Here is a 23338-nt window from a genome sequence, read left to right as displayed (position 1 = left end):
GGGTGAAGGGAGGTGTCAGACGACGGGCGGCATGTCGGTGGTGCGCGAGTCGAGCCCCATGCGCAGGTTGACCCAGGCTCCCCGGGTGAAGTCGGGGATCTGCACGGGCCGCCCCTTTGCTGCCAGGGACATGACACTCAGGGGGACGGGGGCGCACCAGGCCGCCGAGTCGTAGACGTCGATGTCGGGGACGAGGCCCGCCCGCATCAGCTGGACCGTCCGCCACTGCAGGACGTAGTCCATGCCGCCGTGGCCGCCGTTGTTCGCGGCGTCGTCACCGATCTTCTTCCACAGCCAGTGGTCGAACTCCTTGCGGTAGGAGCCGAAGTCCCGCCAGGCGTGTCCACTGTGGTCCGGCTCGACGTAGACGCGTCCGCCCCCGGCCGACAGCACCCCGGCGTAGTCCTCGAAGATCCCCCGGCTGCCGGCGAGCGTGTTGATCCGGCTGTACGGGCGGGGCGAGCTCACGTCGTGCTCGGCGCGGATGACCCGGCCCTTGGCCGTGTCGATCAGACACGTGACGAGATCGCCGTTGACGTACGTCTCGTTCCAGGAGGGGTGGTTCCGGGGCACGAACCGCTCCCGGTAGTCGGCCAGGCCCTTCGGCGCGGTCGCGGTGGCGCGCAGCGTGGTCATGCGGTCGCCCCGGTTGATGTCCATGGCGGCGGCGATCGGCGCGAGCCCGTGCATGGCGTAGAAGGAGGCGGTGCTGCGGGTGTGCCACAGCCGGCGCCAGGAGTCGGTGTAGTACGTGTCGGAGAACAGCAGGGCGCGCAGGTCGTGGAGGTAGCCGCCGTGCCCGTTGGTGATGTCGCCGAACAGTCCCTCGTGCGCCATCTTGAGCATGGCCAGCTCGTTGCGGCCGTAGCTGCAGTTCTCCGCCAGCATCAGATGGCGCCGGGTGAGCTCCGAGGTGTCGACCAGGTCCCAGAGCTCGTCGAGCCCGGTGGCGATGGGCAGCTCGACGATGACGTGCTTGCCGGCCAGGAGCGCGGCCTTGCCCTGCTCGTAGTGGAACTCCCAGGGCGTGGCGATGTAGACGAGGTCGATGTCGTCGCGCCGCAGCATCTGGGCGTACGAGTCGGCGGAGCCGCCGAACTCGACGGGGCGGGGCCTGCCGTCGGCGGCCAGCCGGTCGGCGACCCGCTTGGCGCGGTCCGCGCGGATGTCGCAGACGGCGGTCACGGTGCAGCCGGGCACCACGGACCAGCCCGTGGTCATACCGGAGCCCCGGTTGCCCAGGCCGATGACACCGACGCGGACCGTCCGGTGGGGCTCGTAGGCCACGTCGATCATCGACCTCTGGCCCGCCCTGCGGCGCGGCGTCGCCGCCGCCGTGTCCGTCGCGGCGGCGGCGGGGGCCGCCGCCGCTCCGACGCCGGTGGCCAGCGCCCCGGTGGCGGCCACAGCGCCTCCCAGGATCAGGCGGCGTGAGACTGCGGGGGTTTCTGTCATGGATTCATCGCTCCTCTAGGCGTACGGCAGCGGACGCGTGACGACTGTGACGGGACGATCGGATGTGTGTCAATAGGTGTTCATTGCGAGGTAGTTATAAGCATGGCCGCGCATCCCTGGCCAGATCCTTTGCGTGGATCGTTCACGCGCGCCACGTGCTCGGTTCGCGCCGAGGGCCGATCCGGGTGAGGCTCGTAGGGCTGGGCGGTCGGGTCGACACGTCGCTTCCCGACCGTCCGCGCTGCGTCCGCCCGCGAACCGGAGGTCCCGCCCGTGCCGGCATCGAAGCACTCCAAGGTCCACCTCGTCGGCGGAGGGATCGCCTCGCTCGCGGCAGCGGCGTTCCTCGTGCGGGACGCGGGAGTGCCGGGGCGGAACGTGCGCATCCTGGAGCAGCTGCCGATCGCGGGCGGCTCGATGGACGGCGCCCCCGCCCCGACCCGCGAGGGCGGATACGTCACCAGGGGCGGCCGGATGTTCGAGGAGGAGCACTATGTGTGCCTGTGGAACCTCCTGGAGTCGATCCCCACCCTGGACGATCCGGCGATCTCGGTACGGCAGGAGATGCTCGCCTTCAACATCGAGCACCCGACGAACGCCAAGGCCCGCATCATCAACGCCGACCGCACCATCGCCGACGCCTCCCTCCTCGGCCTGGACACGCGCGACCGCGCCGACATGACCCGGCTGCTCGCCCTGCCGGAGCGGGTGATCGGGGCCCGGCGCATCGACGACTTCTTCCAGCCGCACTTCTTCACGACCCACTTCTGGTGCATGTGGCGGACCACGTTCGCCTTCCAGAACTGGCACTCCGCGATCGAGCTGAAGCGGTACTTCCTTGCCTTCGTGCAGGAGTTCGACCGTATTCACACCCTGTCCGGTGTGCGGCGGAGCAAGTACAACCAGTACGACTCCGTGATCCGCCCGCTCCAGGAGTGGCTCACCGCCCAGGGCGTGCGGACCGAGTTCGGGGTGACCGTCGCCGACGTCGACTTCTCGGGCCCCGCCGCCCGCCGGATCTCCCGGCTCCATCTGGAGCGGGACGGCGCCGAGGACGGGACGATCGAGCTGGGGGAGGACGACTACACGTTCCTCACCATCGGCTCCATGACCGCCGACACCGCGTACGGCGACAGCACCACCGTCCCCGAGCTGATCCGCGACAAGCGGGACGGCTCCTGGCGGCTCTGGGAGTCGATCGCCAAGAACGCCCCCGACTTCGGCCGCCCCAACGCCTTCTGCGGCAACATCGACGAGACCAAATGGGAGTCCTTCACCCTCACCATGACCGGCCGCACCCTCCTGGACCGCATCCAGGAGTACACCGGCAACGTCCCCGGCGAGGGCGCCCTGATGACCTGGAAGGACTCCCGCTGGCTCCTCTCGGTCGTGGTGCCGGCGCAGCCCCACTTCCGTGAGCAGCGGGAGGACACGTACACGCTGTGGGGGTACGGGCTCTTCGGCGACGTCCCCGGCGACCACGTGCCCAAGAAGATGGACGACTGCACCGGCGCCGAGATCCTCGACGAACTCCTCGGCCACCTCGGCTTCGACGACATCGCCGACGAGGTACGGGCGACCACCCAGGTCACCACCGTCCAGATGCCCTACATCGACGCCCAGTTCCAGCGCCGCGTCGTCGCCGACCGCCCCCTCGTCGTCCCGGACGGCGCCCAGAACTTCGCCTTCCTCGGACAGTTCGTCGAGATCCCCGACGACGTCGTCTTCACCGTCGAGTACTCGGTCCGCTCCGCCATGCTGGCCGTCTACCACCACTTCGGCGTCGACCGGGAGATCCCCGCGATGTACCACGGCCTCGCCGATCCGAAGATCGCCTGGTCCGCGCTGAAGACCGCCTTCGCCTGATGCCCGGGAGGCACGAGTGAACACGGAGCCCGAAGAGTCGCGGGAACACGCTGCCTCGGGGCCCTGGGGCGAAGCCGTCCTGGACGCGGTGTTCACCCAGTCCGACATCGGCCTCCACGTCCTGGACACGGAGCTCCGCGTCGTCCGCGTCAACACGGTCGCCGTCGGCATCCGCGGCATCCCGGCGGAACGGCTCGTCGGTCTGCCGGCGGCGGAGGCCTACGCCCCCGCGGGGGTCAGCGTCGACGAGGACGTCCTGCGCACCGTCCTCGCCACCGGCCGCCCGGCGCTCGACCGCCTCGTCACCGGCCGGCCCCCCACCGACCGCCGGACCGAGCACGTCTTCTCCGTCTCCGCCTACCGCCTCCAGGACGCCGCCGGAGGCGTGCTCGGCCTGGTCATCACGAGTACGGACGTCACCGCGCGCGAGCGCGCACAGGCCCGGCTGCGGCTGCTCCAGGACGCCCACGAACGGATCGGCTCCAGCCTCGACGTGGAGCGTACGGCCCATGAACTCGTCGACCTGACGCTGCCGCGGTTCGCCGACTCCGTCGTGGTCGCCCTCACCGACGCCGTGCTGAGAGGGAGGGAACCGGGCCTGCGGTCCCGGAACCCGTCACCCCTCCTGCGCTGCACCGCCGCGGGCCGGACCGACACCGGTCCTGCGGTCCCGGCGGCGGGCGCCACCCTGCTCCCGGGGATCTTCGGCGAGGCGCTGCCGTCCAAGGCCGTACTGCTCCCGTGCGCAGGGGACGGCGGGTCCACCGGGACGCGCCTCGTCGCCCCGCTGACGGTACGGGGGCAGATCTTCGGGGTCGTCGCCTTCCAGCGGACGGCGGATGCCGAGCCCTACGACGCGGACGACGTCGAACTCGTCGCGGGCATCGCGGACCGGACGGCGACGTGCCTGGAGAACGCCCTGCGGTTCACCCGCGAGCATGTGATCATGACCGCGCTGCAGAGCTGGCCGCTGCGTCAGGAGGAGGCCACGCAGCGGGCCGTCGACGTGGCGCAGCGGCACCGCCCCGGCGGGAGCGGCGCCGGAGCCTGGTTCGAGGTCGTCCCCCTGCCGGGGGCGCGGGTGGCGCTCGTCGTCGGTCAGGTCGAGCACGCGGGACTCAGCGCCGTCGCCACCATGAGCCGGCTGCGGACCGCCGTCCACAGCCTGACCACGCTCGACCTCGACCCCCACGAACTCCTCGCCCGCCTGCACGACACCACCCTCCGCCTCGCGGCCGAGCACACGGACGCGTCCGAGAAGGACCGCCCGACGGCGAGCTGCACCGTCGCCGTCCACGACCCCGTCGGCGGACGACTCGACATCGCCCGCGCCGGCACCTCGCTCTTCGCCGTCGTCAGGCCCGACGGGTCGATCGACACGAAACCCGTCGACGAGGGCCCTCTGCTCGGTGCCGAGGGCCCGCCCTTCGCCTGCGCGGAACATCGCCTGCCGGAAGGCAGCACGCTCTGCCTGGCCTCTCCCGCCACCTCAGGAGACGCCGACCCCCCGACGGAGGACCTCCTCCGCGCCCTCGGCCACCCCGGACGCGACGTGGAGGCCATGGCGGACGACGTGGAAGGGCTCCTCGCCCCCGACCGCGTCCTCCTCCTCGCCCGGACCCGTCACCTGCCGCCGAGCGAACTGGCCGAGTGGACCGTCCCCTTCGACTTCGCCGCCGTCGGCGCCGCGCGCACCCATGTCGAGGCGTGCCTCCGGGAGTGGGAGCATCCCGCCGACCCGTTCACGGTGACGCTCGTCGCCAGCGAACTCGTCACCAACGCCGTGCGCTACGGCGCCGCGCCGATCACGCTGCGGCTCATCCGGGACTCCGCCACCACGCTGATCTGCGAGGTCGGCGACGCCGGCCAGGCCGCCCCCCACCTCCGCCACGCCAAGGCCGTCGACGAGGGCGGCCGCGGCCTCCTCATCTGCGCCACCCTCGCGCAGAACTGGGGCGTGCGCTACACCGACGAGGGCAAGACCGTCTGGGCGGAACTGGGGGAGGAGGCCGAGCCTCCCGGGTGACGGCGACGGGGCCATGGATACGCGGATACGCAGGTACGCAGGCGGGGTTCGCGTCAGTCGGCCTTCGGCTCGGTGCGCCGGGCGTAGGCGCGGGCGGCGCGGGCACGGTCCCCGCAGCGGGTGGAGCACCAGTGGCGGCGGCCGTGGCGCAGCAGATACCGGTGGCCGGGGCTCCACCGAGGGGCGAGCCGAACTGGTAGCCGCCTTCACCGATGCCGGTCTCGCCGACCGCCTGGACCTGGGCATCCCGGGCGGACCGATGCCGTGACCGCGCCCGCGCCTACCCGGCGGAGTCCGCCCGAGGGACTCGGGGGCCACGGAACGGAAGTGTCCGGCTGAGTACGAGGTTGGTGGTCGTGCTCCCGAACTCGGCCAGCTCGTCGACGATCTCCTCCAGGTGTGCCATCGACGTGGTCGCCACCTTCATGACGTAGCAGTCGTCTCCGGTGGTACGCAGACACTCCAGGATCTCGGGGCGTTCGCCGAGCAGCCGGCGCAGCGGCTCGTGCCGGGTCCCCGGCCCCGGGTACTTGAGCCGGACCACCGCCATCACCGGGTATCCGGTCCGCTCCAGGTCCACCGCCGCCTGGTACCCCGTGATCACCCGGGCCGCCTCGAGGCGTCGCACCCGCTCCGTCGTCGCCGAGGTGCTCAGGTTCACCCGGCGCGCCAGCTCCGTGAAAGCGATCCGGCCGTCCCGCTGGACCTCGTCCAGGATCGCCCAGTCCGTCGCGTCAAGACTCTCGGTCATCCGGTCAGATTACCGGTAGATCCACGGCGAACGGGCGCGAGCACAGGGAGGAATCCCTTCAGCCGGGTCGTATGGGCTGACTACGCTCGGGATCATGAAGATCGGCGTGAACGTCCTCAACTTCGGCCCCGGAACCGACCCGGGAGTCCTGCGGAACTGGGCCCGGACCGTGGAGGGCCTGGGCTTCGACCTCCTGATGGTCTCGGACCACGTAGCCATCACGCCCGACGTCGCCGAACGCTATCCGGCTCCCTTCTACGAGCCCTTCACCACCCTGTCCTGGCTGGCCGGCCTCACCACCCGCATCCGGCTCGGGACGACGGTCCTCATCGCCCCCTACCGCCACCCGCTGCTCACCGCCCGGATGGCGGCCAACCTGGACGAGCTGAGCGGCGGGCGGCTCGTCCTCGGTGTGGGAGTGGGCTGGGCACGGCAGGAGTTCGCCGCCCTCGGCATCCCGTTCACGCAGCGCGGACGGCTGACCGACGACCATCTGAGGGACATCCGGGCGGCATGGGCGGACACCGCCTCCTACGGAGACCGCGGCATCCCGTTGTGGGTCGGCGGGAACAGCGACGCGGGACTGCGCAGGGCCGTACGGCTCGGAGACGCGTGGCACCCGCTGCGTCCCACCCTGCCGTGGCTGCGCGAAGCCGTGACCAGGATGGAGGCGTACGCGGAAGGGCAACAGTTCCCCGTTCCCGCCCTGGCCCCCCGGATCGCCCTCCGACTCACCGCGACACCCGTCGACGGACCGGAACGGCTCGCCGGTGAGGGCACCATCGACCAGATCATGGACGACCTCGACCAACTACGGCTGCTGGGCGTCGACTCCGTCGTCCTCGACCCCTACCAGGGTGACCCCCGTGAGACCCACCACCCGCAGGCGGCCTGGCAAGCCCTCGCCACGGTGGCCGCGCACACGCGGGCGCCCCACATCGCACCCCGCACCAGAACGGAGCACCCATGACCACCCCAGGCCCCACCCCCGCCCTCACCCCTGAGGACCACGTCCTCCTCCGGCGGGCCATCGCGCTCGCGGCCGAGGCACGCGCGAGCGGCAACCCGCCGTTCGGATCACTGCTGTCGGGACCGGACGGAACGGTGCTGGCCGAGGAACGCAACACGACCCTCACCGGTGACGACATCACCGCGCACCCGGAACTGAAGCTGGCGAGGTGGGCCGCACGAGAGCTGGACGTGGCGACGGCCGCGGGAACCACGATGTACACCAGCTGCCAGCCGTGCGGGATGTGCGAGGCGGCCATCCAACAGGCCGGGCTGCGGCGGGTGGTGTTCGCCCTGTCCAACGAGCAGCTCCTGGACATCAGGCCGGGCAGCGGCCGGCCGCCCGTGCCGCAGCACGGACCCGCGCTGCTCGACGAGGTACGGGCCGTGGTCGCGCCCCACTACCGCTGACGCCGAGCTCCGGACGCCGCGGCCTGCGCGGGTTCCGCCGCCGGAGGACGACGGCTCACGCCGGGCCGGTCAGAGAGGCGGGAGCCGTCGGATCCTCGGCGAGCGCGTCCCAGGGAGGCGGCGCGACCTGGTCCGTCCACGCGGCAAGGGCTTCACCGTCCACGCAGATGATCCCGCACGTGGCGGCGTACTCGACAGCGGGAGCGGTGAAGGAGCTGGTGGTCACGACGACGGCCACATCGGCCTCGTGGATGGTGAAGCAGGTGCCGCCGAACCGCTGCAGATCCTGGGAGCCGACGCGGTTGTCCTCCGCGTAGTGCTTGCACTGGAGTACGACACGCCGGCCGTCCACGGTCACCGCGACCACATCGGCGCCCAGGTCGCCCGCTCCACCGACCACTTCCACAGCGCCGCAGCCGTCCCGCGCGCAGAGCGCGGCGACCGTGTGCTCGAAGCCGTCGGCGTCGACCGCCGCGTGATCCAGAGCCTCCGCCCCGACGCCGGGCACGTCCGGGACGGGGGCCGGGCCGTCCGGCATGTCGGCGGGACGCGTGCCCGCGTGGTTCCGGACGGGCGTCCTGCCTCCCCGGGCCACCGCGAGGCCGACGGCGAGCACTCCGAGCGCGGCGAGCGCCACCAGGGCGACGACCGTGCCACCCGCCACATCGGCCGTCCTGACGAAGAGGGCCAGGCCACCGCCGCATATCCCGATGAGTCCCACCGCCAGCACCAGATCGCGCCCGATGGCCGCGGGGCGGCGCCCGGCCGCACCTCTGCCCTCCCCGGTCGCCTTCATCCGGAACCTCCCCCACTCGTCGACGGCTCCCGCCCACCGCGGCGTCCCTGACGCCACCGCCTGTCCGTGAACGCGCTTTCGAAACGTGGCGGCCTGGAGGTGGCAGGCACGACGGGCCCCCCGGCTGGAGGGGCACCCGGGAGAGATGAGAGGGTCTGGCGGGTGAGCGAGACACCACCGAACACTCTGCAATTCCGCGCCGACGGGCGAGAGGACGCACCGGTCCTGGTTCTCGGGCCCTCGCTGGGCACCACATTCCACATGTGGGACCGGCAGATACCCGAGCTCACCCGGGACTGGCGGGTCGTCCGTTTCGACCTGCCCGGGCACGGCGGCGCGCCCGCCCAGCCCTTCACCTCCGTCGCCGACCTCGGCGACCGGCTCCTCGCCACCCTCGACACGATCGGCGTCCAGCGCTTCGGGTACGCCGGCTGCTCCCTCGGCGGCGCCGTCGGCCTCGACCTGGCCCTGCGCGCGCCCCACCGGGTCGCCTCCCTCGCCCTCGTCGCCACCTCGCCGCGGTTCGGCAGCGCCGACGAGTTCCGCCAGCGCGGAGTCATCGTCCGCGCCAACGGCCTGGAGCCGATGGCCCGCGCCGCCCCCGAGCAGTGGTTCACCTCCGTGTTCGCCGGGGCTCAGCCCGCGATCGTGGACTGGGCCGTCCAGATGGTCCGGACGACCGACCCCGCCTGCTACACCGCCGCCTGCGAGGCCCTCGCCCTCTTCGACGTCCGCGACGCCCTCGACCGGATCGGCGTCCCGGCCCTCGTCCTCGTCGGCTCCGAGGACCAGGTCACAGGACCCGCCGAGGCCAGGACCCTGGTCGCCGGCATCGCCGACGCCCGTCTCGCCGTCGTCCCCGGCGCCTCGCACCTCGCCCCCGTCGAGCAGCCGGCCGCCGTCACCGACCTGCTCATCGACCACTTCGCCGGCACCGCCCCCGACACCAGCGGCGTCCTGACCGTGCCGCCCCTGCCCGCGACCCCCGCGCCCGTGGCCGAGCCCGCCCCGGCCGCCGCCGAGGCCGCGGAGGCCGGTCGCCCCGACCCGTACGAGAAGGGCCTCGGGCTGCGCCGCGAGGTCCTCGGCGACGCCCATGTGGACCAGGCCCTCGCCGACGACCCCGACGGGGCCTTCCAGGACCTGGTCACCCGCTACGCATGGGGCGAGGTCTGGAGCCGCGAGGGCCTCGACCGGCGCACCCGCAGCGTCGTCACCCTCACGGCCCTCATCGCCGGGGGCCACCGGGAGGCCCTCGCCGACCACACCCGCGCCGCCCTCCGCAACGGCCTGTCGGCCGAGGAGCTGCGGGAGATCGTGCTCCACGCGGGCGTGTACTGCGGCCTCCCCGCCGCCGACACCGCGCTCCGGGTGGTGGCCCGCGTCGTCGAGGAGGAGACCACGCCCCCGGCGTAACCTGGCCCCGTGAAGCTGACGAAGAAGTCCCACGCCTGCGTGCGTCTCGAGAAGGACGGGCGGACGCTCGTCCTCGACCCCGGCGGGTTCACCGAGGAGGACGCGGCCCTCGGGGCCGACGCCCTCCTCGTCACGCACGAGCACCCCGACCACTTCGACGAGGGCCGCCTCCGCGCCGCCCTGGACGCCAATCCGGCCGCCGAGATCTGGACGCTCCGCAGCGTCGCCGAACAGCTCTCGGCGGCCTTCCCCGGGCGGGTGCACACCGTCGGGCACGGCGACACGTTCACAGCGGCCGGCTTCGACATCCAGGTCCACGGCGAGCTGCACGCGGTGATCCACCCGGACATCCCGCGCGTCACCAACGTCGGCTACCTCGTCGACGGCGCCGTCTTCCACCCCGGCGACGCGCTCACCGTGCCCGACCACCCCGTGGACACGCTGCTGCTCCCCGTCATGGCCCCGTGGAACAAGATCTCCGAGGTCATCGACTACGTCCGCGAGGTCAAGCCGCGCCGCGCCTACGACATCCACGACGCCCTGCTCACGGATCTCGCCCGGCCCATCTACGACCGCCAGATCGGCGCCCTCGGCGGCACCGACCACGACCGTCTGGCCCCCGGCGCGTCCACCGAGCTCTGAGCCGGCCGGGCGCCGATTGTCGGACCCCGCACGTAGGCTTGCGGACATGCGCATCGCCACCTGGAACGTCAATTCGATCACCGCCCGGCTGCCCCGGCTCCTGGCCTGGCTGGAGAGCAGCGGCACGGACGTGCTGTGCGTCCAGGAGACCAAGTGCACGGCCGAGCAGTTCCCCACCGAGGAGCTGCGCGCCCTCGGCTACGAGTCCGTGGTCAACGCCACGGGCCGGTGGAACGGCGTGGCCCTGGTCTCCCGTGTCGGCCTCGCTGACGTCGTCATGGGCCTGCCCGGCGGCCCCAACTACGACACGCTTGAGGAGCCCCGGGCGATCTCCGCGACCTGCGGCCCGGTCCGCGTCTGGTCGGTGTACGTGCCGAACGGCCGGGAGGTGGCCCACGAGCACTACGCGTACAAGCTGCGCTGGCTGGAGGCGCTGAAGGCGGCCGTAGCGGACGACGCGGCGGCGGAGCGCCCCTTCGCCGTCCTCGGCGACTACAACATCGCCCCGACCGACGACGACGTCTGGGACATCGCCGTCTTCGAGGGCGCCACGCACGTGACGGAGCCGGAGCGGGCCGCGCTCGCCGGTCTGCGCGAGGCAGGCCTGACCGACGTGGTCCCGCGCCCCCTCAAGTACGACCACCCCTTCACGTACTGGGACTACCGCCAGCTCTGCTTCCCCAAGAACAAGGGCATGCGCATCGACCTGGTCTACGGCAACAAGCCCTTCGCCGAGGCGGTCACGGACAGCTATGTGGACCGCGAGGAGCGCAAGGGCAAGGGCGCGTCGGACCACGCGCCGGTCGTCGTCGACCTCGACGTGTAGGGCGTTCAGGGCGTGTCCGAGCCACCGCCGCGGCGATGATGATCTCCGCGCGCCGGGTGGGCGACCGGGGGACGTCGGTGCGACGCTGTTCTGATGAACATCCCGTTTCTCGACCACTGGCGCAAGCGGCATGAACCCGAGCCGACCGGTTCCCCGCTGGTCGCGGCCTTCGACCGCGACCCCGGGGGAGCGGGCGAGCTGCTCGCCGAATGCGAGCTGCTGCGTGCCCGGGTCGCGGAGGCGGGGGTGGCGCTCGACGACACCCCGCGCTCCCTCGAGGAGCTCGACCAGCTGCCGCCGCGCTGGCGTGACGATCCGGAGGAGCTGCCCTGGATCGGGAACGACGCCGGGCTCTACCTCGGCACCGTGATCGTCCGGAACGTGCCGGGAGCCCGCTGGCAGGTGTGGCCGAACGGCGGCCCCGTCGTAAGGCTCGCCTCCGGCCGGGAGATCCAGGTCGTCGAGGCCGGTCTCGACTGGGCGGTGACGGGCTCGCCGGAGCTCTCCCAGGTGTACGCCGAGGCCGCCGAGTACTGACTCCGAGGGAGGCCCGCGCCACCCTTCTGCAGTAAATACGGCTTTTCCTGTTTCATGCGTGTCGGGCGTGAAGTCCCTTTTCTGGTGGATAGTTTGCGCTGACTCGACACCGCTGAGAAATGGGGCAGGGCAGCGTATGGCCGTCGTCGATCCGCTGATCGAACTGCGTGGCGTCAACAAGCACTACGGCACGTTGCACGTCCTCCAGTCCATCGATCTCACCGTCGGCCGGGGGGAGGTGGTCGTCGTCATCGGCCCGTCGGGCTCCGGCAAGTCCACCCTCTGCCGGGCGATGAACCGCCTGGAGCGCGTCGAGTCCGGCGAGATCGTCATCGACGGACAGCCCCTCCCCGACGAGGGCAAGGCACTCGCCCGGCTGCGCGCCGAGGTCGGCATGGTCTTCCAGTCGTTCAACCTCTTCGCGCACAAGACCGTCCTCGCGAACGTCTCCCTCGCGCAGATCAAGGTCCGCAAGCGCAAGAAGGACGAGGCCGACCGGCGTTCGCGTGAACTCCTCGACCGGGTCGGACTCGCCGCACACGCCGACAAGTACCCGGCCCAGCTCTCCGGCGGCCAGCAGCAGCGCGTGGCCATCGCCCGCGCCCTCGCCATGGACCCCAAGGCGCTCCTCTTCGACGAGCCGACCTCGGCCCTCGACCCCGAGATGATCAACGAGGTCCTCGAGGTCATGCAGCAACTCGCCCACGAGGGCATGACGATGGTGGTCGTCACCCACGAGATGGGCTTCGCCCGCTCCGCCGCCAACCGGGTCGTCTTCATGGCCGACGGGAAGATCGTCGAGGACCGCGCGCCGGAGGACTTCTTCACCGCCCCGCGCAGCGAGCGCGCCAGGGACTTCCTCTCCAAGATCCTCAAGCACTGAGCGGGGTGGGAACCATGCAGCGCACGCACCGGGCCCCGGCCGTCCTCGTCCTGCTCCTCGCCACGGCGGCGGCGCTCGCCGGCTGCGGCAAGGAGGGCAGCCCGCCCGTCAAGGGCCCGCAGCCCGACGAACTCCCCGTCTACCAGGTCCGGTCGGGCTTCACCCTGCCCGACTCCAGCACCTGGAACCGGGCGAAGAAGCGCGGCCGGCTCGTCGTCGGTGCCAAGGAGGACCAGCCCTACATGGGCGAGAAGGACCCGGCCACCGGCCGCTACTCGGGTTTCGACATCGAGATCGCCAAGATGATGGCCGCCTCCCTCAACTTCGACCCGGCGGGCATCGACTTCCGTACGATCGCCTCCGCCAACCGCGAGACCGCCCTGCAGAACGGCCAGATCGACTACTACGTCGGCACGTACACCATCAACGACAACCGCAAGAAGCTCGTCGGCTTCGCCGGGCCCTACTACCAGGCCGGCCAGTCCCTCCTGGTCCGCACCGACGAGAACGACATCAAGGGCCCCCAGGACCTCGCGGGGAAACGGGTCTGCTCGGCCGCCGGCTCCACCCCGTACCAGCGGATCGAGAAGGACTACCCGAAGGCCGAACTCGTCGCCTACGACACCTACTCCGCCTGCGTGGACAACCTGCTGACCTACCAGGTCGACGCCGTCACCACCGACGACACGATCCTCATGGGCTACGCCGCCAAGGTCCCCGACGAACTCAAGGTCGTCGGCAAGCCGTTCTCGAAGGAGCCGTACGGCATCGGCGTCCCGCGCGGCGACAACGCCCTGCGCTTCGCCCTCGACGACGCCATCGCCGCCCACGAGAAGAACGGCGACTGGAAGAAGGCGTACGACGCCACGCTCGGCCTCTCCGGAGTGCCCGCCCCGAGACCGCCCGCCATCGACCGCTACCCGGCGAGCTGACCGGAGGACCCCCCGACATGGAGTCAACGTCATGGACGTCCTGACCGACAACTTCTCGCTCTACGGCAAGGGATTCCTCGGCACCGTCGAACTCACCGTCTACGCCTCGGTGCTCGCCCTCGTCCTGGGCTTCGTCATGGCCTCCTTCCGGGTCGCGCCCGTCGGCTCCTTCCGGGTCTTCGGCACGGTCTGGGTCGCCGTCCTGCGCAACACCCCGCTGACCCTGCTCTTCTTCGCGGTCATGCTGGGCCTGCCCCGCTTCGGACTCGTCCTGCCCTTCCAGCTGTTCGCGGTCCTCGCGCTCGGCTGCTACACCTCGGCCTTCATCTGCGAGGCGCTCCGCTCGGGCATCAACACCGTGCCGCGCGGGCAGGGCGAGGCCGCCCGCAGCCTCGGCATGACCTTCACCCAGACCCTCGGCACGGTCGTCCTGCCGCAGGCCTTCCGCACGGTCATCCCGCCGATCGGCTCCACCCTGATCGCCCTCGCCAAGAACTCGGCCATCGCCGGAGCGTTCAGCGTCACCGAACTCCTCGGCACCTACAAGACGTTGAGCGAACTCGGCTACAACATCATCTGGACCTTCGTCTGGATCGCCGCCGGATACCTGATCATCACCCTCACCATCAGCGCCCTGTTCCACGTCCTGGAGAAGCGCTGGGGAGTCGCCCGATGACCGAGTCCACCGCCCTCTACGACATCCCGGGACCGCAGGCCCGGCGGCGTCACCTCCTCTACGGCCTCGCGTCCACCGTGCTGATCCTCGCCCTGGCCGGCTGGATCCTCTATCTCCTGTTCGACAACGACCAGTTCACCTCCACCAAGTGGTCGCCCTTCGCGTACGAGGGCATCCAGGAGCTGCTGCTCGAAGGGCTCGGCAACACCCTCAAGGCCTTCGCGTACGCCTCGGTGCTCTCGCTCGCCCTCGGCGCGGTCCTCGCCACCGGTCGGCTCTCCGAACACCGGGTGCTGCGCTGGATCTCGACGCTGCTCGTCGAGTTCTTCCGCGCGATGCCCGTCCTCGTGATGATCTTCTTCATCTTCGTGGCGCTCAAGGTGCAGGCACTGCCCGCGCTCGTCGCCGGACTGACCCTCTACAACGGCTCCGTGCTCGCGGAGGTCTTCCGCACCGGCATCCACGCCGTGGCGCGCGGCCAGGGCGAGGCCGCTTACGCGCTCGGCATGCGCAAGACCCAGGTCATGACCTACGTCCTGGTGCCGCAGGCCGTCCGCGCGATGCTCCCGGCGATCATCAGCCAGCTGGTGGTGGCGCTCAAGGACACCTCACTCGGATTCCTCATCACCTACGAGGAGTTCCTGCACGCGGGCAAGCTGATCGCCTCGAACCTGGACTACGACCTGCCGTTCATCCCCGTCGTCCTCGTCATCTCACCGATCTACATCGGGATGTGCATGCTGCTCTCCTGGTTCGCCACCTGGGTGGCCCGCAGGGAGCGCCGCAACCCGAAGACCAGGGCCGTGGACGTCGCTCCGGCCGAACCACAGACGCTGCTGCCGGGACCGCAGTAGCGAGCGAGGAGCCGCACCCGCCCGGCAGCAGCCGGTGATCACTCCTTCCGCAGCGGTACCGACACGTACGACGGGTCGGCCGAGGGGGAGGAGAAGGTCAGCTGCGCGCCGGTCGGGTTGTGCTCGATGTAGAGCGGGTCGACGGTGTCGACGACCAGCGCGAGCCGGTGCCCGGCCGGCACGTCGTACGCCGTGGAGAACAGCTCCAGGTCGACGGCGAACGGCTTCCCCGGGGTCCGGTCGTGGAAGGTGTACGGGGCGTTGCTGACCAGCTTGCCGACGCCGAGCGGACCGACGTCGTAGAGGTACGCGACGAGGGTGCCGCTCTCCTCGCTGGACGCGACCGTGGTGTGCACCTTCACCGTGCCGCGCACCCGCTGCGGGGTGTCGTACCGCTCGGACTGCCAGACACCGGCGAAGGCGCGGGGGAGCAGGGGGACGGAGACGACGGGCGGGACGCGGAGGAACTGGTCCAGGGCGTTGGAGAGGAGGGTGATGCCGCCGTTGGCGCCGGAGTCGATGTTCGCCCAGACCCGCTGCGTACCGCCGAGGTCGAACTTCCGCTGGTTCGCGTGGACGGACTTCCAGTCGGGGTAGCCCTCGTAGCCGCCGGCCGAGCGGGACTTGAGCTGGACGGGCTGCTCGCGGTCGATGCCGTTGTCGACGCCCTTGAGGTGGCGGTCGAACCAGCGGTGGGCGCTGGTCCAGGTGTCGTTGGGGAGCCCGAACAGGCCGGTGGCCTCGGCGGTGGCGTGGTCTCCGGGGCGGAACTCCAGCCGCTTGGGGCCGGTGAGCTTCTCGAAGAAGCTCGCGTACTGGTTGGGCGGGAAGATGGTGTCGCCCCAGGCGTTGCCGAGCATGACCGCGGCGCCGTTGGCGTTGATCCGGTCCAGGTAGGTGGCGGGGGACCGGGTGCGGCCCCAGGCGATCATCTCGTCCTCCTTGTCGAGGTTCGACGAGAGGAAGTCGCCCAGCACCTCCTTGAGCTCCGGTCCGGGGCGGCCCGTGAGGTACCCGGCGCCGCCGAGCAGGGCGGCGGCCTGGAGGTGCTGGGTGCGGCCGCTGTAGATGGACTCGATGAGGTCGGCCCAGCCGCTGAGCGCGGCGACGGCCTTGATCCGCGGGTCGTGGGCGGCGGCGAGGAGGCTGATCCCGGCGCCGTACGAGACACCCGCCATGCCCACGTGCTCGGGGTCGGCGGGCGTGTTCGCGAGCGCCCAGTCGACCACCTTGGAGGCGTCGGCGACGTCCTTGGGGCCCGCGGTCTCGATCTCCCCGCCGGACTGCCAGAAGCCGCGCGAGTTGTAACTCACCACGACGTAACCGGAGTCGGCGAGCTTCTTGGCCTGGGCGATGTACTCGATCTGGGGCATGGCCCAGCTGGTGGGGAGCACGATCAGGGGGTGGCGGGCGGCGCCGCCGGAACCGGCGGGGGTGACGACGTTCGCCTTGAGGACGGTGCCGCCCTCCCCGACGATGTCGACGAAACGGATGCCGGTGTCGGCGCTCGCTCCGGTCTCTCCGGCCTGGACGGCAGGCGCGAGCCCGAGGGCCGTCCCGGCCACGAGAGCGGCCGAGACGGCGAGGGTCAGGGATGTGCGCACGGGTCACTCCTCACTGGGGCACTGCGGGGTCAGTGCGGGCACTGCCGGGGGCGGTGATGGGGGGCAGTGAAAGTACCCGACGGTAACCGGAACGCTTTACCCGTGGTAACCGGTCGGTATGTTACGCGTGAGTAACGATTGATCCGATGTCGCGGAGGGCGCGGATACCGCGGCCGCGGATGCCGCGGAGGGCGCCGCCGGTGCGTGCGGACCTGTGGCGGCGGGCCCCGACCTGTCATGATGGCGACGTCTTCACCTCTGAATCACTCCCGGGGGCGGCGCGGTGGCGGACCCGAACAGCACACCCGGCGTCTTCGATCCGCGGATCTACGCCGCCGGTATCCCGCACGACCGCTTCCGCGCCCTGCGCGATCTGACGCCCGTCGCCCGTCAGGAGGAGCCGGAGATCCTGGGCTGGCCCGCCGGGCCCGGATTCTGGGCCGTCACGCGGCACGCCGACGTCGTCCGGGTGCTCAGGGACCCGGGGACGTACTCCTCGTGCCTCGGCGCCACCCAGATCCGCGACCCCGACCCCGCCGACCTGCCGTTCATCCGCCGCATGATGCTCAACCAGGACCCGCCCGAGCACGGCAGGCTGCGGCGGCTCGTCAGCAGGGCGTTCACACCGGGGCGGATCGAACGCTTCGGCTTCACCGCCCGCGAGCGGGCCCGGAGCCTGCTGAGCGCCGCCCGCGCGGACGGCGGCCGTACGGACCTCGTCCGTACGGTCACCGACGACTACGCCCTGCTCAACCTGACCGACCTGCTCGGCGTGCCCGCGAGCGACCGCGGACTGCTCCACGCCTGGACCGAGCGGGTCATCGCCTATCAGGACCCCGACGAGCCCCCGGTCCTCGACGACGAGGGGCGGCCGGTCAACCCGCGCTCGCCCGCCATGCTCGCCGAGATGTTCGCCTACGCCCAGGACCTCGCCGCGTACAAGCGCGCGCATCCCGCCGACGACGTCATGACCTCACTCGCCACCTCCGAACTCGCCGACGCGGAAATGGAGATGTTCTTCTTCCTGCTGACCGTCGCGGGCAACGACACGGTCCGCAGCGCCGCCCCCGGCGGACTCCTCGCCCTCGCCGAGCACCCCGACGAGCAGCGGAGGCTGTGGAACGGCGAAGTCTCCCCGGACACGGCGGTGGACGAACTCCTGCGCGTGCACCCGCCCGTGCTCTCCTTCCGGCGCACGGCGACCCGTGACACCGAGCTCGCGGGCCAGGCGATCCGGCGCGGCGACAAGGTCGTCGTCTTCCACGCCTCCGCCAACCACGACGAGCGCGCCTTCCCCGACCCCCATCGCCTCGACCTCGGCCGGACCCCGAACCCTCACGTCTCCTTCGGCGACGGCCCGCACGTCTGCCTCGGCGCCCACTTCGCCCGGCTCCAGCTCCGCGTCCTCCACGAGGAGGTGCGGAGGGCGTGCGGCGGCCTGGAACTCACCGGCCCGCCCCGCCGGCTCGTCTCCAACTTCATCAACGGCGTCAAGACGCTGCCGGTGCGGCTGCGGGAGCCGTCAGCGCCGCGCGCGTGACATCGGCCACCAGCTCCACCACATCGGGGCCGTACGCCTGCGAGTTGACCACTTTCAGGAGCAGGACGAAGGAACCTGAGCGGTGGGCGCGCGCCAGCGACTCGTGGTGACGCGCCAGGTAGCGGGTCGCCGCCTGGTTGGTGATGGCCCGTTGCCCGCAGAAGAGGAAGACCGGCCGACCGCCCTCCCCGGCCGTCAGCCGGGCGAGGATCACGTACTCGGAGGCGCCCTTCTCCATGAGGTAGCGCTCGGTGCCGACCGAGATCGACCCCCTGACCTCGGACGGCTCCACGTCCACGTTCACGGTCACACCGGGGAGCAGAGTGGACAGATGAGCGTCCGTCCGGCGATTCGAGTACGGCCCGCCGACGCAGAACTCGGTCCGGTCCCCGAAGCCCTGGTGGGCCACGTCGTGCCCGAGGATCCGGGCCTGCGCCCCGCAGTCCTTGATCAGCGCCGAGAGTTCGAGCATCGCGAACACGTCGAAGCGGTGCACCACGTTGTCCCCGCCCGCCTCCCGGTTCACCACGAGCAGACACTCCGCGCCCCCCGGAAGGCCGAAGAACGCCTGCTTCCGGCGGAGTCTGCGCCGCCAGAGGTACGTGCGGGCCAGCCAGCCGACGGACGCGCTGACCCCCGTCGCGAGCACCCCGAGCACGATGTTGCGCACGTCTTCGTTCATGGGCGCGCATGCTAGCGGCGAACCGGCACCTTGTTCGAGGCGGTCCTGACGGAACGGGGCGGGGGAAGTTAGGCTGCCCGGACGGTCATCGACTGGAGGTAGGGAATGCGTCGCTCCGCCGCTGGGAAGGTCTCCGTTCTCGCCCTTGCGGCGACGGTGCTCTCGATCGGCGCCGCCCCACCCGCGGCGCCACCGACCACCCCGCCGCCACCCGCACCCGTCAAGGAGCCCGTCGCCGTCGGCTACGGCGGAGCCGTCGCCAGTGTCGACGCCGACGCGTCGGCCGCCGGGGTCGAGGTGCTCCGCGCGGGCGGCAACGCCGTGGACGCCGCCGTCGCCGTCGCGGCCGCCCTCGGCGTCACCGAGCCGTACTCGGCGGGCATCGGAGGCGGCGGCTACTTCGTCTACTACGACGCGAAGAGCCGTACGGTGCACACCGTGGACGGCCGTGAGACCGCGCCCCGCTCCGCCGACGCGGAGCTGTTCGTGGAGAACGGCAAGCCGATCCCCTTCGACGAGGGCATGACCAGCGGCCTCGGCGTCGGCACCCCCGGCACCCCGGCGACCTGGAAGACCGCCCTCGACGCCTGGGGCACCAAACGGCTCGGCACCCTGCTCGAACCCGCCGGGCGCCTCGCCCGGGACGGCTTCACCGTCGACCCCACCTTCCGCGCGCAGACCGCCGCCAACGAGGCGCGGTTCCGCGACTTCCCCGCCAGCTCCGAACTCTTCCTGCCCGGCGGAGAGTTGCCGGTGGTCGGCTCCGTCTTCAAGAACCCCGACCTGGCCCGTACGTACGAGACGCTCGGCCGCCAGGGCGTCGGCGCCCTCTACCGGGGCCCGCTCGCCCGGGACATCCTGAACACGGTCCGTACGCCCCCGGTCCGCGAAGGCGCCACCCGGAAGGTCCGCGCGGGCGATCTGACGACACGTGACCTCGGCGCGTACGAGACGGAGTTCCGCCGGCCCACGAAGGTCTCGTACCGGGGGCTCGACGTCTACGGCATGGCCCCCTCCTCCTCCGGGGGTACGAGCGTCGGCGAGGCGCTGAACATCCTGGAGGGCACCGACCTCGCGGCCGCCTCCCCGTCCCGCTACCTGCACCGCTTCATCGAGGCCAGCCGCATCGCCTTCGCCGACCGGGGCCGCTGGGTCGGCGACCCGGCCTTCGAACGGGTGCCGACGCGCGGGCTCCTCTCCCAGCGGTACGCCGACTCGCGCGCCTGCCTGATCCGCGACGACGCCGTCCTGACCAGCCCCCTCGCGCCCGGCGACCCCCGCGACCCGGCGCCGTGCAAGAGCGGCGGCACGGCCGCCCCGACCACGTACGAGGGGGAGAACACCACGCACCTCACGGTCGCCGACAAGTGGGGCAACGTCGTCGCCTACACGCTCACCATCGAGTCGACCGGCGGCAGCGGCATCACCGTGCCCGGCCGGGGCTTCCTGCTCAACAACGAGCTGACCGACTTCTCCTTCGCGCCGGCCAACCCGGCCGTGCACGACCCGAACCTGCCCGGGCCCGGGAAGCGGCCCCGCTCCTCGATGTCCCCGACGATCGTGCTCGACGGACACGACCGGCCCGTCCTCGCCCTCGGGTCCCCCGGCGGCGCGACCATCATCACGACGGTCCTGCAGACCCTCACCGGGGTCGTCGACCGGGACCTGCCGCTCGTCGAGGCGATCGCCGCGCCGCGCGCCAGCCAGCGCAACCAGACGACCACCGAACTCGAACCCGGCCTGTGGAACAGCCCGCTCAAGGCGGAGCTGGAGGCGATCGGCCACGGCTTCCGGCAGAACCCGGAGATCGGCGCGACGACCGGCGTGCAGCGCCTGCCGGACGGCCGCTGGGTGGCCGCCGCGGAGAAGGTCCGCAGGGGCGGCGGCTCGGCGATGGTGGTCCGTCCGGCGGGAGGGTAGGCCGGGCGGCGGGCGGCGGCCCGCGGGGAGGTAGCGCCCGGGCGGCGGGCCGCCCGCGCTGCTCACAGCGCCGTAAGGACGCGCGGGCCGCCCCTGCTGACTACAGCGCCGTAAGGACACGCGGGCCGCCCCCGCTGCCTGCTACAGCGCCGTGAGCACGCGTGGGCCGGCGTCGGTGATCGCCACCGTGTGCTCCGCGTGGGCCGCGCGCGAACCGTCGGCCGTGCGGATCGTCCAGCCGTCGCTCGCCGTGTAGTGGTCGTCCGTACCGCCCCCGATGAGCATCGGTTCGATCGCGAGCACCATCCCGTGGCGCAGTTTCATGCCCCGGCCCTGTCGTCCCTCGTTGGGGACGCCCGGGTCCTCGTGCATCGCACGCCCGATCCCGTGACCTCCGAAGCCGTCCGGGACGCCGTATCCGGCGGCGCGGCAGACCCGGCCGATCGCGTGCGCGATGTCGCCGATCCGGTTGCCGACGACGGCCGCCGCGATGCCCGCGGCGAGGGCCTCCTCCGCCGCGGCGATCAGCCGGGTGTCCTCCGGCCGGGCCGGGCCGACCGTGAAGCTGACGGCCGAGTCGCCCGCCCAGCCGCCGAGCAGGGCCCCGCAGTCCGCGGAGACCAGATCGCCGGGGGCCAGCCGGGTCCCGTCCGGGATGCCGTGGACGATGGCGTCGTTGACGGAGACGCACACGACCGCGGGGAACGGGACCGGCGCCCACTCCGGGCGGTAGCCGAGGAAGGGCGAGCCCGCTCCCGCCGCGTCCAGGACCTCCCGCGCGGCCCGGTCGAGCTCGGACAGCGGGACGCCGGGCGCCGCCTTCTCCCGTACGGCCGCGAGGGCGCGGGCCACCACCCGCCCCGACTCACGCATGGACGCCAGGTTCTCGTTCGTCTTGATCTCCACCATGCCAATTACTATACCGGTATTAGAATGGTGGCATGGTGCGCACACCCCTGACCCCAGAAGAGCGCGAGCGCGGCGAACGCCTCGGCCTGTTCCTGCGCGAGGCGCGCGGCGAGCGGTCCATGGCCGAGATCGCCCTCGCCGCCGGCCTGTCCGCCGAGACCCTCCGCAAGATCGAGACCGGCCGGGCCCCGACCCCGGCGTTCTTCACCGTCGCGGCCCTCGCCGGGGTCCTCGGCCTCTCCATGGACGAGCTGATCGTCCGGTGCGCGCTCGTGCCCGTCTGAGGGCGCCGGCCGCCTACGCGGAGACCGCGAGCTGTACGCGGCTGTGGCGCGGGCGCTCGATCTCGTCGAGGAGTGCCAGGGCGAGATCCCGGTGCGCGATCCTGCCGGGGCCGTCGAGCACCGTGCCCACGGCCGTCCGGTAGCCGCCGGTCGCCTCCGCCTCCGCGTTCAGGTCGAGCGGCGGCACGACCATCAGCCAGTCGAGCCCCGGCCCCGCCTCGGCGGTCAGCAGGTCGAACTCGGCCACGTGCCCCTGCGCGAACGCGCGCCACGCCGCCGGGAATTCGGCCCCGTCCATGATCCGTACCCCCGGCGCCGTCTCCAGCGTCGTGGCGATCCCGAGGGTCAACAGCCGTGACACGCCCGCCTCCGTGAGACCGGCGACCATGGCCTTCGCCGCCGTGGTGAAGTACTCCTCCGAGGGGACGTCCATGCGGACCGAGGCGTTCACGGCGGCTTCATGGCCGGCCGCGAGGGTGGCCACCGAGGCCGGGTCGGTGGCGTCACCCCGTACCGGCGTGACCGAACCACCGGCCAGATCCGGGTACTTCGACGGATCGCGCACCACCGCCGTCACCCGGTGGCCACGGGCCACCGCCTCGGCCACGGCCGCGCGGCCGACCCGGCCACCCGCACCGAAGACGATGATGTTCCTGCTGACGCCGGCGGCTTCGGGGGCATGAACCAGCCACTGCCCGCCGACCTCTTCCGCGACCCGGCGAGTACGCGCTGACCGCGCTCGGCCGCTCGCTGATCGACCCGCTCGACAACGCGTGCGCGTGGGCCCGCGCCCACGTCCCCGAGATCACCGAGGCCAGGACCGCGTACGGGCACGGTCGGTGAGGGAGACCCTGACCCACGCCTCCCACCCGACCCCGGCATAGGCTCCCGCGCATGATGCCCGAAGAGCTGCGGCGCGGCCGTTACGTGAGCCTGACCACCTACCGGAAGAACGGCACGGGGGTCGCGACACCCGTCTGGTACGCGGTGGACGGCGCCGAACTGTACGTATGGACCCGCTCCGACTCCTGGAAGGTCAAGCGCCTGCGGAACGACCCGCGGGTCACGGTCGCCGTCTGCGACATGCGGGGGAACATCCCCGAGGGCGCCGAGCACGTCGCCGGCGAGGGCCGGCTGGTGGACGGGGAGGAGCTGCGCCGGATCCGGCGCCTGCTCTCGCGCAAGTACACCTGGCAGTTCTGGCTGACCGACGTGCCGGCGATGCTCGCCCGGCTCGGGAAGCGTCCGCACGCCGGGATCGTCGTGCGCTTCGGGTGAATTGTGCGGCGCGGCACCCAAAGGAAAACGGTCCGTAGTCGT

At 71.8% G+C, this 23338-nt stretch carries 23 protein-coding genes and 1 pseudogene; 16 read left to right on the top strand and 8 right to left on the bottom strand.

Annotation, left to right across the window (positions count from 1 at the left end):
- Nucleotides 1-15: 15 nt before the first annotated feature.
- Nucleotides 16-1455 (bottom strand): Gfo/Idh/MocA family protein, encoded by a 1440-nt coding sequence (locus ACIRB7_RS16555; RefSeq protein WP_403598407.1) that lies wholly within the window; start codon nucleotides 1453-1455, stop codon nucleotides 16-18.
- Nucleotides 1456-1728: 273 nt separating this feature from the next.
- Here ACIRB7_RS16555 and ACIRB7_RS16550 point away from each other — a divergent pair, with 273 nt between their 5' ends.
- Nucleotides 1729-3321: an oleate hydratase gene (locus ACIRB7_RS16550; RefSeq protein ID WP_403598404.1), complete on the top strand. Its 1593-nt coding sequence runs from the start codon at nucleotides 1729-1731 to the stop codon at nucleotides 3319-3321.
- A 16-nt stretch (nucleotides 3322-3337) separates the two neighbouring features.
- Nucleotides 3338-5347, top strand: coding sequence for a SpoIIE family protein phosphatase (locus ACIRB7_RS16545; protein WP_403598401.1), 2010 nt, complete (start codon nucleotides 3338-3340; stop codon nucleotides 5345-5347).
- Nucleotides 5348-5400: 53 nt separating this feature from the next.
- Here the strand turns inward: ACIRB7_RS16545 and ACIRB7_RS16540 are convergent.
- Nucleotides 5401-5520: pseudogene (locus ACIRB7_RS16540) on the bottom strand (CGNR zinc finger domain-containing protein); the annotation flags it as partial.
- Nucleotides 5521-5627: 107 nt separating this feature from the next.
- Nucleotides 5628-6098: an Lrp/AsnC family transcriptional regulator gene (locus tag ACIRB7_RS16535; RefSeq protein ID WP_351211538.1), complete on the bottom strand. Its 471-nt coding sequence runs from the start codon at nucleotides 6096-6098 to the stop codon at nucleotides 5628-5630.
- Between the two features lie 94 nt (nucleotides 6099-6192).
- Here ACIRB7_RS16535 and ACIRB7_RS16530 point away from each other — a divergent pair, with 94 nt between their 5' ends.
- Both ACIRB7_RS16530 and ACIRB7_RS16525 read left to right on the top strand, forming a co-directional pair.
- Nucleotides 6193-7068: an LLM class flavin-dependent oxidoreductase gene (locus tag ACIRB7_RS16530; protein ID WP_403598397.1), complete on the top strand. Its 876-nt coding sequence runs from the start codon at nucleotides 6193-6195 to the stop codon at nucleotides 7066-7068.
- Nucleotides 7065-7517 carry a nucleoside deaminase gene (locus ACIRB7_RS16525; RefSeq protein WP_403598394.1) on the top strand — a complete coding sequence of 151 codons (453 nt, stop codon included), beginning with the start codon at nucleotides 7065-7067 and terminating at the stop codon, nucleotides 7515-7517. Before ACIRB7_RS16530 ends, ACIRB7_RS16525 begins: the two co-directional genes overlap by 4 nt.
- Nucleotides 7518-7572: 55 nt before the next feature.
- Here the strand turns inward: ACIRB7_RS16525 and ACIRB7_RS16520 are convergent, their stop codons facing one another.
- Nucleotides 7573-8313 carry a restriction endonuclease gene (locus ACIRB7_RS16520; RefSeq protein WP_403598392.1) on the bottom strand — a complete coding sequence of 247 codons (741 nt, stop codon included), beginning with the start codon at nucleotides 8311-8313 and terminating at the stop codon, nucleotides 7573-7575.
- A gap of 162 nt (nucleotides 8314-8475) precedes the next feature.
- On the opposite strand from ACIRB7_RS16520, the gene ACIRB7_RS16515 reads away from it, so the two are divergent.
- The 8 genes from ACIRB7_RS16515 (at nucleotide 8476) to ACIRB7_RS16480 (ending at nucleotide 15079) form a co-directional block, all read left to right on the top strand.
- Nucleotides 8476-9729 carry an alpha/beta fold hydrolase gene (locus ACIRB7_RS16515; protein WP_403598390.1) on the top strand — a complete coding sequence of 418 codons (1254 nt, stop codon included), beginning with the start codon at nucleotides 8476-8478 and terminating at the stop codon, nucleotides 9727-9729.
- A gap of 9 nt (nucleotides 9730-9738) precedes the next feature.
- Nucleotides 9739-10371, top strand: coding sequence for an MBL fold metallo-hydrolase (locus ACIRB7_RS16510; RefSeq protein ID WP_403598388.1), 633 nt, complete (start codon nucleotides 9739-9741; stop codon nucleotides 10369-10371).
- A gap of 46 nt (nucleotides 10372-10417) precedes the next feature.
- The gene (locus ACIRB7_RS16505; protein ID WP_403598385.1) at nucleotides 10418-11197 is read left to right on the top strand and encodes an exodeoxyribonuclease III; all 780 of its coding nucleotides are present in this window, start codon (nucleotides 10418-10420) and stop codon (nucleotides 11195-11197) included.
- 93 nt (nucleotides 11198-11290) lie between these two features.
- A complete protein-coding gene (locus tag ACIRB7_RS16500; protein ID WP_403598383.1) occupies nucleotides 11291-11734 on the top strand; it encodes a DUF6278 family protein in 444 nt (147 codons plus the stop codon).
- Nucleotides 11735-11870: 136 nt separating this feature from the next.
- Nucleotides 11871-12617 carry an amino acid ABC transporter ATP-binding protein gene (locus tag ACIRB7_RS16495; RefSeq protein ID WP_351211575.1) on the top strand — a complete coding sequence of 249 codons (747 nt, stop codon included), beginning with the start codon at nucleotides 11871-11873 and terminating at the stop codon, nucleotides 12615-12617.
- A 14-nt stretch (nucleotides 12618-12631) separates the two neighbouring features.
- Nucleotides 12632-13549 (top strand): glutamate ABC transporter substrate-binding protein, encoded by a 918-nt coding sequence (locus ACIRB7_RS16490; RefSeq protein ID WP_403598380.1) that lies wholly within the window; start codon nucleotides 12632-12634, stop codon nucleotides 13547-13549.
- Nucleotides 13550-13580: 31 nt separating this feature from the next.
- On the top strand, nucleotides 13581-14225 hold the full coding sequence (locus tag ACIRB7_RS16485; RefSeq protein WP_403598378.1) for an amino acid ABC transporter permease: 645 nt from the start codon (nucleotides 13581-13583) through the stop codon (nucleotides 14223-14225).
- The gene (locus tag ACIRB7_RS16480; protein ID WP_403598375.1) at nucleotides 14222-15079 is read left to right on the top strand and encodes an amino acid ABC transporter permease; all 858 of its coding nucleotides are present in this window, start codon (nucleotides 14222-14224) and stop codon (nucleotides 15077-15079) included. The genes ACIRB7_RS16485 and ACIRB7_RS16480 overlap by 4 nt, the downstream gene beginning before the upstream one ends.
- Nucleotides 15080-15117: 38 nt before the next feature.
- Here ACIRB7_RS16480 and ACIRB7_RS16475 read toward each other — a convergent pair whose 3' ends face one another.
- Nucleotides 15118-16683: a CocE/NonD family hydrolase gene (locus tag ACIRB7_RS16475; protein ID WP_403598373.1), complete on the bottom strand. Its 1566-nt coding sequence runs from the start codon at nucleotides 16681-16683 to the stop codon at nucleotides 15118-15120.
- A gap of 283 nt (nucleotides 16684-16966) precedes the next feature.
- Between ACIRB7_RS16475 and ACIRB7_RS16470 the strand changes: the two genes are divergently transcribed.
- The gene (locus ACIRB7_RS16470; RefSeq protein WP_403598371.1) at nucleotides 16967-18223 is read left to right on the top strand and encodes a cytochrome P450; all 1257 of its coding nucleotides are present in this window, start codon (nucleotides 16967-16969) and stop codon (nucleotides 18221-18223) included.
- Here ACIRB7_RS16470 and ACIRB7_RS16465 read toward each other — a convergent pair.
- On the bottom strand, nucleotides 18174-18905 hold the full coding sequence (locus tag ACIRB7_RS16465; RefSeq protein ID WP_403598369.1) for a hypothetical protein: 732 nt from the start codon (nucleotides 18903-18905) through the stop codon (nucleotides 18174-18176). The genes ACIRB7_RS16470 and ACIRB7_RS16465 overlap by 50 nt on opposite strands.
- A gap of 105 nt (nucleotides 18906-19010) precedes the next feature.
- Between ACIRB7_RS16465 and ggt the strand changes: the two genes are divergently transcribed.
- Complete coding sequence (gene ggt / locus ACIRB7_RS16460; RefSeq protein WP_403598366.1) at nucleotides 19011-20825, top strand: gamma-glutamyltransferase; 1815 nt, start codon at nucleotides 19011-19013, stop codon at nucleotides 20823-20825.
- Nucleotides 20826-20966: 141 nt separating this feature from the next.
- On the opposite strand, the gene map is transcribed toward ggt, so the two are convergent.
- Nucleotides 20967-21734 (bottom strand): type I methionyl aminopeptidase, encoded by a 768-nt coding sequence (map, locus tag ACIRB7_RS16455; RefSeq protein ID WP_403598362.1) that lies wholly within the window; start codon nucleotides 21732-21734, stop codon nucleotides 20967-20969.
- 32 nt (nucleotides 21735-21766) lie between these two features.
- On the opposite strand from map, the gene ACIRB7_RS16450 reads away from it, so the two are divergent.
- Nucleotides 21767-22018, top strand: coding sequence for a helix-turn-helix domain-containing protein (locus ACIRB7_RS16450; protein ID WP_403598359.1), 252 nt, complete (start codon nucleotides 21767-21769; stop codon nucleotides 22016-22018).
- Nucleotides 22019-22031: 13 nt separating this feature from the next.
- On the opposite strand, the gene ACIRB7_RS16445 is transcribed toward ACIRB7_RS16450, so the two are convergent.
- Nucleotides 22032-22664 (bottom strand): NAD(P)-dependent oxidoreductase, encoded by a 633-nt coding sequence (locus ACIRB7_RS16445; protein WP_403598851.1) that lies wholly within the window; start codon nucleotides 22662-22664, stop codon nucleotides 22032-22034.
- 248 nt (nucleotides 22665-22912) lie between these two features.
- Between ACIRB7_RS16445 and ACIRB7_RS16440 the strand changes: the two genes are divergently transcribed.
- Nucleotides 22913-23296 carry a PPOX class F420-dependent oxidoreductase gene (locus tag ACIRB7_RS16440; protein ID WP_403598357.1) on the top strand — a complete coding sequence of 128 codons (384 nt, stop codon included), beginning with the start codon at nucleotides 22913-22915 and terminating at the stop codon, nucleotides 23294-23296.
- The last annotated feature ends 42 nt before the right edge of the window (nucleotides 23297-23338 follow it).

Origin of the sequence: Streptomyces sp. NPDC093795 (assembly GCF_044764665.1) — a bacterium.
Taxonomy (GTDB): Bacteria; Actinomycetota; Actinomycetes; order Streptomycetales; family Streptomycetaceae; genus Streptomyces.
The sequence above is the reverse complement of the archived record's forward strand: the minus strand, read 5'-3'. Positions and strand labels throughout refer to the sequence as shown.

Bases quoted from the DNA above. Each gene is read 5' to 3' on its own strand.
- ACIRB7_RS16555 (WP_403598407.1), bottom strand. From the start codon at position 1,455: ATGACAGAAACCCCCGCAGTCTCACGCCGCCTGATCCTGGGAGGCGCT.
- ACIRB7_RS16500 (WP_403598383.1), top strand. From the start codon at position 11,291: ATGAACATCCCGTTTCTCGACCACTGGCGCAAGCGGCATGAACCCGAG.
- ACIRB7_RS16465 (WP_403598369.1), bottom strand. From the start codon at position 18,905: ATGAACGAAGACGTGCGCAACATCGTGCTCGGGGTGCTCGCGACGGGG.
- ACIRB7_RS16520 (WP_403598392.1), bottom strand. From the start codon at position 8,313: ATGAAGGCGACCGGGGAGGGCAGAGGTGCGGCCGGGCGCCGCCCCGCG.
- map (WP_403598362.1), bottom strand. From the start codon at position 21,734: ATGGTGGAGATCAAGACGAACGAGAACCTGGCGTCCATGCGTGAGTCG.
- ACIRB7_RS16495 (WP_351211575.1), top strand. From the start codon at position 11,871: ATGGCCGTCGTCGATCCGCTGATCGAACTGCGTGGCGTCAACAAGCAC.
- ACIRB7_RS16480 (WP_403598375.1), top strand. From the start codon at position 14,222: ATGACCGAGTCCACCGCCCTCTACGACATCCCGGGACCGCAGGCCCGG.
- ACIRB7_RS16440 (WP_403598357.1), top strand. From the start codon at position 22,913: ATGATGCCCGAAGAGCTGCGGCGCGGCCGTTACGTGAGCCTGACCACC.
- ACIRB7_RS16505 (WP_403598385.1), top strand. From the start codon at position 10,418: ATGCGCATCGCCACCTGGAACGTCAATTCGATCACCGCCCGGCTGCCC.
- ACIRB7_RS16535 (WP_351211538.1), bottom strand. From the start codon at position 6,098: ATGACCGAGAGTCTTGACGCGACGGACTGGGCGATCCTGGACGAGGTC.
- ACIRB7_RS16525 (WP_403598394.1), top strand. From the start codon at position 7,065: ATGACCACCCCAGGCCCCACCCCCGCCCTCACCCCTGAGGACCACGTC.
- ACIRB7_RS16450 (WP_403598359.1), top strand. From the start codon at position 21,767: ATGGTGCGCACACCCCTGACCCCAGAAGAGCGCGAGCGCGGCGAACGC.
- ACIRB7_RS16485 (WP_403598378.1), top strand. From the start codon at position 13,581: ATGGACGTCCTGACCGACAACTTCTCGCTCTACGGCAAGGGATTCCTC.
- ACIRB7_RS16490 (WP_403598380.1), top strand. From the start codon at position 12,632: ATGCAGCGCACGCACCGGGCCCCGGCCGTCCTCGTCCTGCTCCTCGCC.
- ggt (WP_403598366.1), top strand. From the start codon at position 19,011: ATGCGTCGCTCCGCCGCTGGGAAGGTCTCCGTTCTCGCCCTTGCGGCG.
- ACIRB7_RS16530 (WP_403598397.1), top strand. From the start codon at position 6,193: ATGAAGATCGGCGTGAACGTCCTCAACTTCGGCCCCGGAACCGACCCG.